This is a genomic window from Bradyrhizobium valentinum, from assembly GCF_001440405.1.
Lineage (GTDB): Bacteria > Pseudomonadota > Alphaproteobacteria > Rhizobiales > Xanthobacteraceae > Bradyrhizobium > Bradyrhizobium valentinum.
In genome coordinates this window covers 89,136-104,184 of record NZ_LLXX01000223.1, presented here as the reverse complement: position 1 = coordinate 104,184, position 15,049 = coordinate 89,136, and the positions used below count along the sequence as shown (strand labels likewise).

Annotated in this window: 14 protein-coding genes and 2 tRNA genes; 6 read left to right on the top strand and 10 right to left on the bottom strand. The window is 60.4% G+C overall.

The window, feature by feature from the left end:
- Positions 1-208 precede the first annotated feature (208 nt).
- Positions 209-283 (top strand) — tRNA-Val (locus tag CP49_RS38895).
- 535 nt (positions 284-818) lie between these two features.
- A complete protein-coding gene (locus CP49_RS38885) occupies positions 819-1,136 on the top strand; it encodes an addiction module antidote protein (protein ID WP_057855366.1) in 318 nt (105 codons plus the stop codon).
- Positions 1,137-1,281: 145 nt separating this feature from the next.
- Here CP49_RS38885 and CP49_RS38880 read toward each other — a convergent pair whose 3' ends face one another.
- Positions 1,282-1,932: a nucleoside/nucleotide kinase family protein gene (locus tag CP49_RS38880; protein ID WP_057855365.1), complete on the bottom strand. Its 651-nt coding sequence runs from the start codon at positions 1,930-1,932 to the stop codon at positions 1,282-1,284.
- A gap of 293 nt (positions 1,933-2,225) precedes the next feature.
- A complete protein-coding gene (locus CP49_RS38875) occupies positions 2,226-2,732 on the bottom strand; it encodes a hypothetical protein (protein WP_057855364.1) in 507 nt (168 codons plus the stop codon).
- 222 nt (positions 2,733-2,954) lie between these two features.
- On the opposite strand from CP49_RS38875, the gene CP49_RS45590 reads away from it, so the two are divergent.
- The 3 genes from CP49_RS45590 (at position 2,955) to CP49_RS38865 (ending at position 4,841) form a co-directional block, all read left to right on the top strand.
- Positions 2,955-3,051, top strand: a tRNA-Val gene (locus CP49_RS45590).
- A 200-nt stretch (positions 3,052-3,251) separates the two neighbouring features.
- Entirely contained in the window at positions 3,252-3,857 is a 606-nt protein-coding gene (locus tag CP49_RS48420; RefSeq protein WP_245311088.1) for a hypothetical protein, read from the top strand.
- A 144-nt stretch (positions 3,858-4,001) separates the two neighbouring features.
- A complete protein-coding gene (locus CP49_RS38865; RefSeq protein WP_245311087.1) occupies positions 4,002-4,841 on the top strand; it encodes a response regulator transcription factor in 840 nt (279 codons plus the stop codon).
- A gap of 32 nt (positions 4,842-4,873) precedes the next feature.
- Here the strand turns inward: CP49_RS38865 and CP49_RS38860 are convergent, their stop codons facing one another.
- From CP49_RS38860 to CP49_RS38845, 4 genes are all read right to left on the bottom strand, one after another.
- Positions 4,874-6,421 carry an HlyD family type I secretion periplasmic adaptor subunit gene (locus CP49_RS38860; RefSeq protein ID WP_245311086.1) on the bottom strand — a complete coding sequence of 516 codons (1,548 nt, stop codon included), beginning with the start codon at positions 6,419-6,421 and terminating at the stop codon, positions 4,874-4,876.
- Positions 6,376-8,112: a type I secretion system permease/ATPase gene (locus tag CP49_RS38855; protein ID WP_057855363.1), complete on the bottom strand. Its 1,737-nt coding sequence runs from the start codon at positions 8,110-8,112 to the stop codon at positions 6,376-6,378. Before CP49_RS38855 ends, CP49_RS38860 begins: the two co-directional genes overlap by 46 nt.
- Before the next feature lie 112 nt (positions 8,113-8,224).
- On the bottom strand, positions 8,225-8,746 hold the full coding sequence (locus CP49_RS38850) for a hypothetical protein (RefSeq protein WP_063791843.1): 522 nt from the start codon (positions 8,744-8,746) through the stop codon (positions 8,225-8,227).
- Positions 8,747-9,013: 267 nt separating this feature from the next.
- On the bottom strand, positions 9,014-10,198 hold the full coding sequence (locus CP49_RS38845) for a hypothetical protein (protein ID WP_057855362.1): 1,185 nt from the start codon (positions 10,196-10,198) through the stop codon (positions 9,014-9,016).
- Positions 10,199-10,499: 301 nt separating this feature from the next.
- Here CP49_RS38845 and CP49_RS45585 point away from each other — a divergent pair, with 301 nt between their 5' ends.
- The gene (locus CP49_RS45585) at positions 10,500-10,799 is read left to right on the top strand and encodes a hypothetical protein (protein ID WP_057855361.1); all 300 of its coding nucleotides are present in this window, start codon (positions 10,500-10,502) and stop codon (positions 10,797-10,799) included.
- Positions 10,800-10,958: 159 nt separating this feature from the next.
- Here CP49_RS45585 and CP49_RS38835 read toward each other — a convergent pair whose 3' ends face one another.
- From CP49_RS38835 to CP49_RS38820, 4 genes are all read right to left on the bottom strand, one after another.
- The gene (locus CP49_RS38835) at positions 10,959-11,138 is read right to left on the bottom strand and encodes a hypothetical protein (RefSeq protein WP_057855360.1); all 180 of its coding nucleotides are present in this window, start codon (positions 11,136-11,138) and stop codon (positions 10,959-10,961) included.
- Between the two features lie 120 nt (positions 11,139-11,258).
- Positions 11,259-12,581 (bottom strand): M20/M25/M40 family metallo-hydrolase, encoded by a 1,323-nt coding sequence (locus CP49_RS38830; RefSeq protein ID WP_057855359.1) that lies wholly within the window; start codon positions 12,579-12,581, stop codon positions 11,259-11,261.
- 22 nt (positions 12,582-12,603) lie between these two features.
- Entirely contained in the window at positions 12,604-13,119 is a 516-nt protein-coding gene (locus CP49_RS38825) for a hypothetical protein (protein ID WP_057855376.1), read from the bottom strand.
- Between the two features lie 176 nt (positions 13,120-13,295).
- Positions 13,296-14,843: an acetolactate synthase large subunit gene (locus CP49_RS38820; RefSeq protein ID WP_057855358.1), complete on the bottom strand. Its 1,548-nt coding sequence runs from the start codon at positions 14,841-14,843 to the stop codon at positions 13,296-13,298.
- Positions 14,844-15,049 lie beyond the last annotated feature (206 nt).

The window sequence follows — 15,049 nt, the reverse complement described above, 5'->3', positions numbered from 1 at the left end:
CCCCGCCGATCGGCGAAGGCGGCGGGACGCTCGCCGAGCGCATCCGCGCGCTGCAGTCGCACGCTTCGCGGGCCCGCCAGCAGGGGGCGTAATTCGCCCCGCCCCGCGCGAAATCGCGACGTTACGGCCCGACTGATCGCTTGACACTGGGGGCCCGTCCTTCGTAAATCGCGGCTCTGACGGGGCTCATTGTTCGCCCACATTTCCCGGACGCATAGCTCAGCGGGAGAGCGTTCCCTTCACACGGGAGAGGTCCAAGGTTCGATCCCTTGTGCGTCCACCATCCTGCCTTCTGATCCATACCGGTTGCGGGCAATCATCGACGCCAGGCGCTCGCCGGCGGCTTTCGTGACCGTCCCATCAAAATATCGAAAACAACCCCATGCAAAGTAGCCGATGCTGCCGGCGTGACGGCCTACACACCAGAGAGCGCCGAAGAGCTTTGCATGGTGCTCTCGATGCGTTCGCGCGCTTGGGATCGTGATTTGTAATCCATGGATTACATTTCGCTTGCCAGCCTGTAATCCATAGATTACACACGATCCGTAATCGAAGTTCGCGAAACCCCTGAGTTCACCGCTGGCTGGCCCCCTGAAAGATCAGCGCGCCGTCGTTCGCCGGATCAGCCGCGTTGCTGCTGGAAACACCGGGAGATGCGAAGTCAGTCGGCGGGTCGGATCAACCACGGCCCCGGATACCATGTCTACTTCACCCGTCGCAGCAGGCCGTTGTTATCTTGCTCTGCGGTGGCGACAAGCGCACTCAGAGCCGGGACATCAGGAAGGCAATGGAGATCGCGGAGAAATTGGAGGACTAGGATGAAAGTCAGCAAGCTTAAAAAATTCGACGCCGCCGAGCACCTTCGCACCCCGGAAGCTCGGGCCGAGTATCTGAGTATCGTTCTCGCTGACGGCGACCCTGCCGAGGTCCGTGACGCCCTCAATGTTGTTGCCAGAGCGCAGGGTATGAGCGAGGTCGCCAAGGCTGCCGGGGTGACTAGAGAGGGTCTTTATAAGACCCTCGGAGCGGGTGGAAACCCGGAGTTCGCGACCATCATGCGGGTCATCGGAGCTATGGGAATCCGCCTTTCGGCTCAGGCGGCGAATGCAAAGCCGAAGAAGCGTGCCGTGGCGTGAAGAAACTTTCCGTCGCCACGACGCGGGCTGGCACTTAGGGCTCTAAGTTTCCTTCCGCTTCCGGCGGCATAAGGGACATTGCCGGATTTGCTGCTGGCCCGGCCCCGTCGCGAATGACCCACAGCCGACCTTGTCGTTGAACTGCTCAGATCACGATCGAGGGGGCCGAAAGGTCGTTGTAATCGATTACGATCGTGGCCTTCGCTTCCGGTTGGCAGCTCCGAAGATAAAGCCGCTGTCCCTCAACGTACCGTCGGTTCGATGGAGCCGCTGGGTCGGGTGACGAGCCATCGCGCGAAGCGCACCGCGCAACGGACACAGCAAAGTCCGTTCGGAGGAATACTGAGGCGTCCCAGTAGGCGAGCAGTTCGGGCCGATGCAGAAAGATGCCGTCTATCAGCAAAATGGAAGACGGCAGTGCCTCCATATCATTAGCAGGTACAATGTCGTCGGTCACATGATCGAAGATTGCTCGACGATACCTGCGAGAACCACCGGGGCTTAGCGGGTCTAGCAGATATCGCTTCAGGGCCGAGTAATTATACGAGTCCTCGAAAAAGCCTTCCGGTGAATGTCGCCCACGCTTATATCTGACCGCCTTGGGATTATGAAATCCGTCTACTGATGCTCGAATGACAGGCCGCCCCTTAGTCGCGACGAGGCTTCCGAGTTCATCGGCGAATGTGGTCTTTCCGGCCCCGTCGACGCCGTCGATGGCGAAGCGGACCGTTCGATCTGGCGAGGTTACGACAATGCGATCGGCCAAGTCGGATAGAAGTTTGTTTCTCTTTTCCATCTGGATTGAAATGCGCCGAGACCGAGTGACTTAAACCTACAACGGAGCTGGTCACTTCTGCAATTGGCCCATCGCGTCATTTCGCTGCGATGCAGAATTTGATCGCTACCGGGGCATAGCGGACTCTCGCGAGCCGTCAGCTCGGTCGATTTATGGGTTCACGGCCTAAATCAAAAAACCCGCCGCCCTTGTGGGCCGGCGGGTTTCTCAATGGCCGTGTCGCCCACGGCCCCCGACATCTACTCTCAGGCTTCTTCTGCGGTTCACGACCGCGAACGGTCGCAGTGGATGGCCTATAAAAATGATGGCGACCATATCGCGAACGGAAAGACTAACTCGCCGGCATCCGTGAGGCCAAAAGACACGGCAACGCCGCGCGAAGACGCGGTCTCGCTGTTAAGCGAGTATACATGCATCTTCGGTCCGTTCATCGATATGCTCCGAAAATACCGCGATGTCTTCACAATGAGAGAAACTTCATCCATGCCGCAGCGGTTGATAGGGAAATGGCGGTGAAACACCTCGTACACATCAACTAGGTTGCGTGGGTTCTTCGCCAGCAGTTCGTCGATATCAATGATGAGCCCCTTGAGCTTGGTCGCACAATCGAGTTCTGGCGCACGCTCAAGCTGCGCAATGGTGATTGTCGGCTGCGCTGCCATTGCCGACGTGTCGCAGATGACGACTACGACTGCGAGCAGAATGAGCCTGAGCGAGTGCATCTTGGAGTTCTCGATCCGATCGGCATGATCGGCCATCAGTAAAGCCCTTGCAGGAAATTCATCGGCGGCAAAGCGCAAACAATTTTATTCGTTTTCCATAGAGTTTGCCGTTCGTAGAACGCTGCGGCCGGAAAATGGCGGCTTCGGGTCAAAAGCGGCGGCAAAGGTCGAGCCGCGTCGCGTCCGGCCTCGCTCTGACAGCAGGATATGTCGGTTGCGAGCAGGCGAGACTGAGCGGTTCACGAACTCCCGAGTGTCCGCTTAGGGTCGTAGCCGTGCAAAATCCGTGCGCAGATCGCTGGATGCATTGCAAGTTTTGAATTTATTGTCAGATCAAAATTGACCCGCAGCCTTCACACGGGAGAGGTCCAAGGTTCGATCCCTTGTGCGTCCACCATCAAGCCCGTGAAATATGGGCCTGCACCTGCCGCAAGACTTGAATGCACCGGCATTAACGATGCAAAAGCTTGCCGCGGCGAAAGCCGGGCGCTTAATGAGCAGTTAATACTTTTGCGCAAATGATAGACAACCAGCGCAAAATTTAGATCGCCGCAAGAACTGCGAGCGGAACTCAGGCCCCCGTCATGAGGGATTAGCATGAGAACGCTTCTCATTGGTGTTCTGGCTGCGACCCTGGTTGGCTGCAGCTGCCTTTTACCGCCGCAAGCGAGCATGGAGGCATGCACGGACGCGAGTGGGTCCGGCTGTCTCAACGGCATGGCGCTCAGCCGGTCGATTGAGCCCGCGCCAGCGTCATCCAAGACCAATTCCGCGACAACGAACGTCAAGTCCACGATCGCGACGAAGACGGAAAAGCCGTCGGCAGCCCACGTCCGCGACAGGCCCCAACTCGCTAAGAAAAAGTCGAAGCCCGCCATGATCGAAGCGAAAGTAGAGGCCCCGGCATCTGATCGACCCGCTGAGACGTCCGATCCAGTCATTGCCAAGGCGAAGACCACGATTGCTGCGAAGCTGGAGGACCCGGCATCTGCCGAGTTTGGCGAGATGAAACGGGCCATCCGCAAAAATACGCTCGGGAAGCCCATCGACACCATTTGCGGCCGTGTCAAAAGAAAAATGGGTTCAGGCGACGATGCCGGAGACTGGCCGTTTCTGTATCTCGTAACGGAAGATGAAGCATACGTCGTCAATGGCTCCGCGAATTCGGCGGCAGCGAGCGCGTATCGCAATATTTGCAGTTAGCCTGGAACGGTAGGACCGCTTCCAAGGATCTATTGCGGCGGACCAGAAGGTCCTGACGACGTTCCTACGAGCGAACGCGAAGTTCGTGAGCAACGTCGCGATAGGCAGCAATTCGCTGCAGAGTGTGTGGGGCAGACTCGCTCCATGGAAAATGGAAATCAGAAACTGGTGGAGTGGCTCAGCATTTACTCTGAATTCGGGGATATCATGGACGATTTTACTAATACCGCGGAACTAGCCCAGGGATCACAGAAATCACCGGTGCTCGTGATCATCGAACAACATGTCCTGGCGCGTACCTGCATCCTCAACATCCTCAAGAGAGAACTCACTGGGTTCGAAATCGTCGAGATGGCAACGACGAGCGGTCTGAGCTGGTTCTCAGGCAGAGATATTCGCCTGATCGCGCTGAATATCGGAGACAAGGAGATCACTGACCCTGCGATTGAGGTCAGTCTCGCGTTTCTCTCAGAATTCTGTCCGAAAGCATCCGTTGCCCTGTTGTCAAATCGTGACGACGAGGTGACGATTTCGGCCGCGATGCAGCGGGGGGTCCGTGGCTTTTTCCCGAAATCGATTCCGGTCGAAGTAGCCATCGCCGGATTACGTCTGGTTCTCGCCGGTGGGGTCTATCGACCCTTACCGATCGTTGAGCAAGGTGGTACGTCGAGCCTCAAGGCGCTATCGGAACATCTCGACGTTCCCGAAGTATCCGAACTCCACGAAGGCAACGGCGCCACCACGCTTGTTCCGGAGAGGGCGATGGTCGACCTTACGCCACGCGAACAACATGTGCTCGAGGCGCTGCAGCTCGGCCTTCCCAACAAGTTGATTGCCGTCAGGCTCAACCTTTCGGAAAACACCGTAAAAATGCATATTCAGCGCATCATGCGAAAATGTTCCGCGCGCAACCGCACCGAGGCGGTGCTTCGCTGGAGCCGGCAATTAAACGGTCATGCGCACTTGCGAGTGCGGTCATCTTGAGGGCTGCCTGAGTTCGCAGTTTTGGTCCCGCTCTAATCCTCGCGGAACGCGCTGTTGAAGCTGTCGAGCAGAGGCCTGAGGGCGTAGAGCGCCACAGTGCCGCGACCAGTCTTGATGAACACCTGGGCCGGCATTCCCGGAACAATCTGGACACCATCGATCCCGGCGCCGACCGGATCCTGCACTCGAATCTTCGTTGCGTAGTAGGGCTGATCTGTGCGCTTATCGACAAGACGATCGGCAGAAACGTGCGTCACAGTGCCATGGAGCCGTGGTACGCGGCGCTCATTGTAGGGTAAGAGGTTCACGTCGGCGCTCAGTCCGGGACGGACCACATCGATGTCCTCGGGCCTGACGCGCGCAATCACGATGAGCCGATCCTGCCGGGGAACCAGATCCATGAGAGGCGCGCCGGCGCCAATGACGCCGCCTGGGGTATGAATCCTCAGGTCTGTTACGACGCCATCCTGGGCCGCCTTGACCGCCGTTCGCGACAGTTGGTCGTCGGCCGCCTGCAGTCGCTCGCGTATCTGAAAAATCTGGTTTTGCACCTCGCGCAGCGACTGCGCGATCTCGTTCTGGCGGTCGTTTTCGAGTTTGAGAAGAGTTGCCTGTGATTCGTTGATAACCTGCCCGGCGCGCGATATCTGCGCGACGATCTCACCCCGCCGTCCCTCGATGTCAGCCATCTCCCGCTCAAGGTTCAGAAGACGCGGACGCCGCTCAAGTCCCTTGTTAACGAGCATGGCGACGGTCGCCGCTTCTTCGCGGACGATTTCGATGCGCCTTGAGGCCGCGCTTTCCTGCGCCCTGAGGCCCTCGATCTCTTTCTCCACCTGCAACCTTTTTTCCCGATTTACGGCCGCTTGCGCTTGAAAGACCTGCCGACGCGTTTCGAAGATGGCTTGCTGCCCCGCAAGGACATCTGCGACTGACGGGCTCGTCTTCTGCGCCATCTCCAACTTGGCAGGAAACGACACCCGCTCTTCTCCTTGCTGTTCCGCCTGCAGCCGTGCCTCTCGTGCTGCCGCCTCCCACAACTGGCCTTGCAGGCTCTGGGCTTCGGCACGAGCCTTGGTGTCTTCCAACGAGATCAGTGTTTGTCCGGCGCGGACAACGTCGCCGTCCGCGACCAGAATTTCCCTGATGATGCCACCCTCAAGGTGCTGAATCGTCTTGCGGCTCGACTCGGATTCGACGGTGCCGACAGCAATCGCGGCGCTTTCGAGGGGGGCATAGGCTGACCAGGTACCGAGACCAACGACGAAGCCGCAAACCAGCAGATTTCCTGTCCAGGTGATACCGCGAAGTCGGTCGCGGAGCGCCGGCGGCGCCGATCTCAACCACCGTGGGATCTCCCAGATCTCGACGTGAGCGAATGCAATTTTCAGACGAGCCCATCCGCTTAGCGCAATGAGCCGGTGAAAACGTTTGATGCGGATCCAGGTGACACCGCGCAGCCGGTCGAGCGCCGGCGCCGCCGATCCCAGCCACCGTCGAAGCTTCCGAAAGTTGATGTGAGCGAATGAGATTTTCATGAGACAGGTTCGCGCGAAGCAACTTGGGGCCTTGCCAAACACCTTTCGAAAATCTCCCTGCTGTCGCCGAATGCGCTGACCGCGCCGCCCTGCATGATGGCAAGCTTGTTCGTTGCGCCGAGAATCCCTATCCGGTGGGTGATGATGATGACAGTTGTATTGGCCGCCTTCATCCGTTCAATGGCGTCGAAAAGCATGCGCTCGCCGAGACTGTCCAGGCTGGAGTTCGGCTCGTCGAGGACCACGAGGTGCGGGTCGCCAAAAAACGCCCGTGCAAGGCCGAGGCGCTGGCGAAACCCACGTGGGAGATTGGCCCCTCCGCCGTTGACGACCGTATCGTACGCATGCGGCAGCCGAATGATCGTTTCGTGAAGACCGGCCAGTTTGGCTGCTTCAATGACCTTCTGCAAATCGGCGTCGTCCAGCCGTGCAATGATGTCCTTTACTGTTTCTCCGACGAGATCGATATCCTGCGGCAGATATCCGAGGCGCCGACCACCGTCCGAATCGTGCGGGGCCAGCATATCGATGCCATCGAGCAGGACCGAACCGGACGTCGGTGCGGAGATTCCAGTGATGATCCTGCCGAGCGTGGATTTGCCGGAGCCAGATGGACCAATGATGCCAAGGCATTCACCGGGTGCCAGACTGAATGACACATCCCTCAGCATCCAATGGTCCGATCCCAGCACGGCGACGCCAACGTTGTCGACGATGAGGCCGCCGTTCGGCCTCTCCGGCAGGGGCCGCCTGACGTTCGCAACCGAGGTGACAGCAGACATGGCGTCGTTGAGCCGGCGGTAGGCGGCCAAGGCCATCGCGAATGCCTTCCAGCCTGCAACCGCCCCTTCCACGGGCGCGAGCGCGCGTCCGAACAACAGGGTCGTGGCAAAGATGATGGCGGGACTTCTGCTTTGTTCCAGGACAAGCCAGGCGGCAGTGCCCATGATCAGTACCTGCGCCAGCGCCCGCGCTGGTTTGGAGATCAGCATGATGGTTTCGCGGCGGCGTTGGACCACCTCCTGCTGGCTCCTCGCATCCTGCGCAGCCTGGCCGATGCGGCGCGCGGCGCCGTCGAGCATTCCCATGGCCCTGATCACGTGGAGGTTTCCGACGGCCATGCCGAACCATCCCTGACTCCTCGTCAGCGCGCCAGCCGACCGCACCAGCGGTGCTTCCGTCAGCCAGTCCTCGGCAACCCCGAGACCAAGCAGGAAAAGCACGCTGAGCACGCCTATCACTCCCAGGAAGGGATGCACGAGGAAGAGAACGCCGAGGAAGAGTGGTGTCCAGAGCGCGTCAAACAAGGTCGAGCAGGCGCCGGACTGGGCCAACTGACGCAGGATCGCAAGATCGCGGTAGGCTTCCGATGCCCGCGCCCGATCGGCATAGGCGTATTTGAAGCACGCGGACAGCGCTGTCGGATGGAGTTCTTCTTCGAGCCACTCGCCCATCCGGCCCAATGCAGCGCGGCGCAGCGCATCAAGCACGCCGCCAACCACGACGGTAAACGCAACGATGATCGTCAGCATCAGGAGCGTAGCGCCGCTGCGGCTCGACAGCACGCGATCATAGATCTGAAGCAGATAGATGGAAGGCGCGAGAAGAAGAAGGTTGTAGCTGCAGCTATATGCGAAAACGAGTCCGAGCGCCCCCGCGCACGCCCGCAGCGCCGAATTCAACGGCGTCCGCGGTGGTGACATTGTCTGCGGCTGGAGCGGTGGCATCAGCATTGCGGTCCCGCCAGATCTGAAGTCCGAACCTTCCGCCCATTCCTCGTCGACTCCGCGACGAATTGAGAACCGGCGGCATTGCGCCGCCGGCCTCACCCCACACAGGCATGGATCAGCTGAACATGCCTGAATCGTCGATATGGAAATACTTGGAATCGTTAAGCACGTCGTTCAAGTTCGCGGATTCGATGCTGGCCTTGAAGTAGATGTCCCCACCTTCCGCCTTGTTGTCGTTTCCGCCGTCGCCGCCGACGCCGGCCATCACCGTCTGACTCTGGTCCGCAGCGAGCCAGTTGTCCTGATAGGCCTTCGTGTTGGCATCCACGTCGGATTTGTTATGGCCGCTTTTCGATTCCTGGTCGCCGTTCGACACGGCCTTTCCGCCCTCTGCCTTGGAATGCTTCTCCGCCTTCGCATTCGCGCCGCCGGCGTCCCAGTATGCCTTCTGGTAAACGTCATCGCCGTTCTTGACGTGGACGTCGGCGCCTTCGGCCTTGTTGGTCGGCTCGAACTTGATACTCGGGTTGCTGATGATATTGCCCTCATTGTAACCGTTTCCACCGTTCCCCGCGCTGTTGCCGCCGGTCGAGGCCTTGAACACGATCGTGTCGGAAGGAAATGATGCCTTTGCCATGTGAGTCTCCCTGCTGTGGTTTGCACACTGTGCGTCCCAATGTGGACAGCACGATCTTGGATTTGCACACCGGCTCGGTCTAGCCGCCAAAGCTGATGTCATCCGAGCGAGGGTGTATGCCCGAAATGCTACCCTCTCGCCGCCGGGATCCGAACAGCGCCAACGCCGATCGAGCGTTTTCAAGTGAAGCGGAGAGGTTCGCGCCAGCACGACGCGTCAAATCAGAACCTGGAACGCCGTTTCGATTCGATCGAAACGGAAAAGGCTCTAGGCAAGGTGATCCAGCAAGTGAAGGTCTGCCAACAGGTGCATGGCGAGATCGCCGCCAAGCGCAGCGTTGCCGTGGCCGCCGTCACCACCGATTCCGGCCATCTGGATCGTGCTCTGATCGAACACGACATCGTTGCTCTGATATGCCTCGGCAGTTGAATTGTAGCCGGCTACCGCAATGTTGATCGGCGCGTAAATGGCCACGTTGATGTCGACGAGGCTTCCTGAGAAATGGCCATTCCCGCCGTTGCCGCCGCTGTTGTGGCCGGTCGCGATGACGTCAGAGCCGATCAAATCGAAGATGGAAGAGAAAATGTCAGCAGTTCCGCCAACCGCGGCGTTGCCGTTCCCGCCATCACCGCCGACGCCGGCCATCTGAACAGCGGATTGATCGAACACCACGTCGTTTGTCTGCTCGGCGTGAGCAGTGGAATTGTATCCCGCCACGGCGATGTTGATCGGGTAGTAAAACGCAAAGGTCGCGTGAATGATGCCCCCATAAGCGTATCCATCGCCACCGTTGCCGGCGCTGTTCTCACCCGAACTGATCGCGCCCGAGGCGCCAGACCCGAACGCGCCGACGTTTCCACCTGATGCGGCATTGCCATTGCCGCCATTTCCGCCAACTCCCGCGATCTGGGTCGCGGATTGATCAAAATAGGCAATGTTCGTCTGTTGGGCGTCGGCCGTCGAATGGGAGCCCGCCACGGCAATGTTGATCGGGCTATAGACCACGACGGGCGCATGCACCATCGATCCGGAAAAGTGGCCATCGCCACCATTGCCGGCGCTGTTGTCACCGGTACCGATCACGCCAGGGACGACAGACCCGAACGCGCCGACCATTCCGCCTGATGCGGCATTCCAATTGCCGCCATCACCGCCGATGCCCGAGGTCTGGGTCGCGGACTGATCAACATACACGATGTTCGTCTGATAGGCGTTGGCTGTGGCATGGGAGCCGGCCTGCGCCACGTTGAGCGGTTCGAAAGCAGCGTAGCTCCTCTCGATCAGGCTCCCTGCAAAATAGCCGTTGCCGCCATTGCCGGCGCCGTTATCTCCCGTGTGGATCGGGAAGTGTGACCACGATTTCGGGGGAAGCCACCACGAGCCTGGGGCATCGTGCCCGAACAGATGCTTGCGGTCGAAATGAACGTCCTCCGATACACTCCGACGATCCATGGCTGTTGCCCCACCGAAATTGCTGCGCGCCGACTGACGGACGCCTGCCGCACTCAAGAGAGAATGTCACCTCGGCAAGCCAAAAGCCGAGTCGCCAATTCGGATCGCAAACGTTCGGACGGTAGACATGATAACGGTTACGCCAGTTCGGGTGTGGCCGTGTTACCTTGCCGTGAATCGCTGGACACGGTTCGATCCCATGTCCGTCCACCATTGTTCTGCAGCCCGTCCCGATATCTGTCAGTCGATTTGTGCGAAGCCATTGCTGGACAGCCGACGATGACCCGCTCAGAAGCTTGTGATGACCATCACGGCCGCGATCGACGGTGCCATGGGACTGCTCGCACCTATCGGCTTCGTCAAATGGCTGTTGCGCACCGACCCGGGAGAAGCGGGAATCCTGACGCTGTTCTTCTTTCCGGTGTGGCGTTTGCTGGTGGTGCTCGGCCTGTTGATCGGGCGCAAGCCAGGACTGCGCGTGACCGGCGGCAAGCGGGTCGCGGAGAGAGGTTTAGATCAGATCCCCAGTACCCAGATCGCGACAATGGTGCCCAGCGTCGCAAGGCCGCTGATGGTCCATCCGGTTGCGTACGGAATTTGATCGTCGCCGGTGCCGCGCATCTCGTCGGGGCCGCCGGTGCTTGCTGACCGCCACTGCATGGCATTGCTCCAGAAAGCCTGCCTGCAGGGATAACGTGGATCCGGGTTCCCGGTTCCACTTTAGGAGGGCCGTCGGAGAGACGGCGCACGGTTTATGTGATTAGGCGAAGGAAAGCCGGCGTGCGTCGGAAGGCGCAATTTCGTTTTCGTCGCCGACGATGATGGTGACCTTCCACCCCTCGCTGGCCCAGACCCGCGCTTTGGCGACCGCCACCAGCATGCTGCTTCGGTCCATCCTGACGGTCTCGTCCCTACGTTCCGCCACGATCCTGTACGCCATCACAAAATCCCCCTACGCACGGTAATACTACGGGGATTTTCGGTTACCGCTTTGTCCGCAATTTGCTGACAATTTGGCCAATCGGGGGCATGGTTAACGTCGCTGGGGACAATTCCGCCCCTATTTGGCGGCTTTTCGCACCTGTAGCGCCGGTTTGGTGACGCCATCGAGGCCGGTCAGGATCAGCGTGGTCAGCAGGGCGTTTTGCGGGCCGTACCAGGCGTTAACCGGCTTGTACCATTCGTTGCGCGAGTGCCAGTTGCCACCCTCGCCGCCGCCGCCGATGGTGACGGCCGGGATGCCGAGCGACATCGCAATGTTGGAATCGGTCGAGGAGCCGGCAAAGGTCGGCCGCGGCCCTTTTGTCACGGCTGCGACCGCGCGCTGTGTGGCCTGCACGATCGGCGAATCCATCGGCACGATGCCTGCCGGCCGGTCGCCGATCAGCTTGGCCTCGACGGTCATCTTGTCCGATTTCCAGCGCGCGTTTTCATCCGCCACCGCCTCCTTGACGAGGTCGAGCAGACGCGCCTCGAGCTTGAGCAGTTCGTCGGTCGAATTCGAGCGCATGTCGACGGCCATCCGCGCTTCCGCCGCGATGGCGTTGACCGAAGTACCGCCGGCTACGGTGCCGACCGTAAACGTGGTCTTGGGATCGGTTGGGGTCTGCAGCTCCGAGATTTTCGCAATCGCCCGGCCCATGGCATGGGTCGCACTCGGCAATCCGAACTCCTGGAACGAGTGCCCGCCGGGGCCCTTGAAGATAAACTCGTAGCGATGGCTGCCGGTCGCCTGGTTGACGACGCGGGTGATGCCGAGCCCGTCGATCGAGATGAAGCCGTCGATATCGGTGTGATCGCGAAACAGCGCTTTTACGCCGCGCAGATTGCCGAGCTCTTCCTCGCCGACCGTGCCGACGAACATGATGTCGCCGACGGTCGCGATCTGGTTCTCGTTCATCACCTTGATCAGCGACAACAATGCTGAAAGCCCCCGCGAATCGTCGCCGATGCCTGGCGCAACAATCGCACCGTCCTTTTCCTTCACCATCACGTCGGTGCCTTCGGGAAACACCGTGTCGAGATGCGCCGACACCACGAGCTTGGGCCGGCCGCCGCCGGTCCCCTTGCGCAGCGCGATCACATTGCCTTCGCTGTCGATCGACGCATCCTTGAAGCCGAGTTCCTGCATCCGCTTCTGGTAATATTCGGCACGGATCTTTTCCTTGAACGGCGGCGCCGGAATTTCGGTGATGCGCTTCTGTTCGGCGAAGGTCCGCTCGTCGTCGGCCTTGATGTCGTCGAGCGTCTTGACCACCTTGGGGTGGGCAAGAATCGCTTCCAGATCGGGCGCGGAGGCGGCCTGCGCTAGAGCCTCGTGCACCAACGCATGCTGCGCGACGGCGATAAACGCGATGGCCAGGATCAATCGTGCAAGTGTCATCAAAGATTCTCCGTTCGCAAGGCTATTCTGCGCTCAAGCCTGCATCCTTCAGCCGTCCGGCGAACCAGACGGACAAGGCATGGTCGAGGACGCCGCTGGTATAGACTTCCGACATCGTGACCTGCTTCTTGTCCAGCGTCAGCAGCACGCCGATCCAGTAGGCGAACCACAAATGCGGATCGGTGAGCGCCCGGAGCTTGTGCTGGTCATGTTCGAGCGGCTGATGATTGACCGCCTTGCGGACCTCGACCGCGAGCAGGTTGTTGGGAATCTCGCGCTGATGCACCACGATGTCGGGATAGATGGATTTTGCGAGATGGTCGTCGGTCGAGACGATCGTTCCGTGCGGCAGCCGCAGCGTGCGATCGCCCAGCCGGTCGTATTCGCAATCGATCTCCCAGCCCGGGAACTGCTTTTCGAACTGCACCGCCAGCCGGTGCGTCAGCGCGCGCTCGCCAGCTTCCTTTTCGAGCAGAAAGGTCTCGCGCGCATAGAACTCGTGCAGTGCGGTGACGACCTTGTTCAGCTCGGTCTGCATAGCGGCCTCCGCACCGTCATTGCCTGCGACAAACGCGAAGCGTTTGTGCAAGGGAGCGAAGCGACGAAGCAATCCAGTCTCGTTTCCTGGCTTTCTGGATTGCTTCGCTACGCTCGCAATGACGATTTCACAATTACGGCATTCCGACTAGCTCGAAACTTTCGATGATCGTTCCCTTACATCTGCACTTCGATCAGCCGCGGGCCCGGTTCGGCGATGGCTTCCGCCAGCGCCTTGTTGAAGTCGTCGGCATTGGCGACCGCGCGGCCCGGCACGCCCATGCCCCTGGCGAGCGCGACGAAGTCAAGATCCGGGCGGTCGATCTTGAGCATATCGAGCGCGCGCTGTCCTGGCTCGCCGGCGCCGACGCCGTCGAATTCACCGCGAAGAATCTGGTAGATCTTATTGGCGAATACAATCGTGACGACGTTGAGGCCCTCGCGCGCCTGCGTCCACAGCGATTGCAGCGTGTACATCGCGCTGCCGTCGCCGACCATGCAGATCACCTTGCGGTCGGGGCACGCCACCGCGGCGCCGGTCGCGACCGGGGTCGAGAAGCCGATCGAGCCGCCCATGTTCTGCAGCCAGTCGTGCGGGGCGGCGGCGGCCGTCGGCGGAAAGAAGCCGCGGCCGGTGGTGATGGATTCATCGACCACGATGGCATTTTCCGGGATCGCCATCGCAATCGCCTGCGCGATCGAGGCATGGTTCAGCGCGCCGGTCGGTTTTGCGATTTCGACCAGCTTCTGCGGCTGCCGGTCGGCCGGCTGCGCGTGAAGCGCGCCGGCCAGCGCTTCCAGCGCGGCGACGGAATTTTCGGCGCCCGAGGTCATGCGGTGCACTTCACAGCCTTGCGGCTTCAGCATGCTCGGCTTGTTCGGATAGGCGAAGAAGGCGACGGGATCGTTGGCCTCGACCAGCACGATGTTCTTGAAATCCCTCAGGATCGGCAGCGCCTGCTCGATCACGTAAGGGATGCGGTCGATCGCGAACCGGCCCCTGCCGCGGGCCATGCGCGGATTGTAGGTCTGCCCCATTACCTTGCAGCCGGTCTTGCCCGCGATCTGGGCAGCCAGCGCCAGCCCGTGCTCGGTCAGCGCGCTGCCGGTCATCAGCAGGAGCGTCGACGCGCCGCCGCTGCGCAGCACCTTGGCGGCATGGTCGACGGCCTGCACGGAATAATTGGCGCGCTGGCTTTCCACCGGCACCTGGGCGATGCCGTCGGCCTCGTTCCAGGCGGTATCGGCCGGCAGGATCAGCGTGGCGATCTGCGGCGGCGCGCTCTTGGCCGCGGCGATCGCGGCGGCGCCATCGGCGGAAACGGATTTCGCATCCGGCGAGGTCCGCACCCAGGATGACATCGGCCGCGCCAGGCCTTCGATGTCCGAGGTCAGCGGCGCGTTGTAGCCGATATGATAGGTCGCGTGCTGGCCGACGATGTTGACGATGCCGGAATTGGCCTTCTTGGCGTTGTGCAGATTGGCCAGGCCGTTGGCAAGGCCGGGCCCGAGATGCAGCAGGGTCGAAGCCGGCGTGCCCTTCATGCGGTAATAGCCGTCGGCGGCGCCCGTCACCACGCCCTCGAACAGGCCGAGCACGCAGCGCATTCCCTCGACCCGATCCAGTGCGGCGACGAAATGCATCTCCGAGGTGCCGGGATTGGTAAAGCAGACGTCTACGCCGCCTGCGACCAATGTCCGCACCAGACTTTCCGCACCGTTCATGGCCTCGTTCCCCTTTGCGCTTCATTTTATTGGAGCCGCTGACGATCAATCATTGTTCGTACGTTTCGTCAAAGGTTTAGCCGCACAATGCAGCCATCGCTTAGGGCATGGTGCTTTTTTAACCGCGGCATTCGATAATGGCTGTGGTCACGGGCTCGTTGCTTGCACGATCGCCGCAATTATGGCCTCTGTCCTTTCATATTGAG

What these genes read in the sequence shown, in the direction of transcription:
- CP49_RS38825 (WP_057855376.1), bottom strand. Translation starts at nt 13,119, where the DNA reads ATGCAGACCGAGCTGAACAAGGTCGTCACCGCACTGCACGAGTTCTAT.
- CP49_RS38885 (WP_057855366.1), top strand. Translation starts at nt 819, where the DNA reads ATGAAAGTCAGCAAGCTTAAAAAATTCGACGCCGCCGAGCACCTTCGC.
- CP49_RS38880 (WP_057855365.1), bottom strand. Translation starts at nt 1,932, where the DNA reads ATGGAAAAGAGAAACAAACTTCTATCCGACTTGGCCGATCGCATTGTC.
- CP49_RS38830 (WP_057855359.1), bottom strand. Translation starts at nt 12,581, where the DNA reads ATGACACTTGCACGATTGATCCTGGCCATCGCGTTTATCGCCGTCGCG.
- CP49_RS38865 (WP_245311087.1), top strand. Translation starts at nt 4,002, where the DNA reads ATGGAAAATGGAAATCAGAAACTGGTGGAGTGGCTCAGCATTTACTCT.
- CP49_RS38855 (WP_057855363.1), bottom strand. Translation starts at nt 8,112, where the DNA reads ATGCTGATGCCACCGCTCCAGCCGCAGACAATGTCACCACCGCGGACG.
- CP49_RS38850 (WP_063791843.1), bottom strand. Translation starts at nt 8,746, where the DNA reads ATGGCAAAGGCATCATTTCCTTCCGACACGATCGTGTTCAAGGCCTCG.
- CP49_RS45585 (WP_057855361.1), top strand. Translation starts at nt 10,500, where the DNA reads ATGACCATCACGGCCGCGATCGACGGTGCCATGGGACTGCTCGCACCT.
- CP49_RS38820 (WP_057855358.1), bottom strand. Translation starts at nt 14,843, where the DNA reads ATGAACGGTGCGGAAAGTCTGGTGCGGACATTGGTCGCAGGCGGCGTA.
- CP49_RS48420 (WP_245311088.1), top strand. Translation starts at nt 3,252, where the DNA reads ATGAGAACGCTTCTCATTGGTGTTCTGGCTGCGACCCTGGTTGGCTGC.
- CP49_RS38835 (WP_057855360.1), bottom strand. Translation starts at nt 11,138, where the DNA reads ATGGCGTACAGGATCGTGGCGGAACGTAGGGACGAGACCGTCAGGATG.
- CP49_RS38845 (WP_057855362.1), bottom strand. Translation starts at nt 10,198, where the DNA reads ATGGATCGTCGGAGTGTATCGGAGGACGTTCATTTCGACCGCAAGCAT.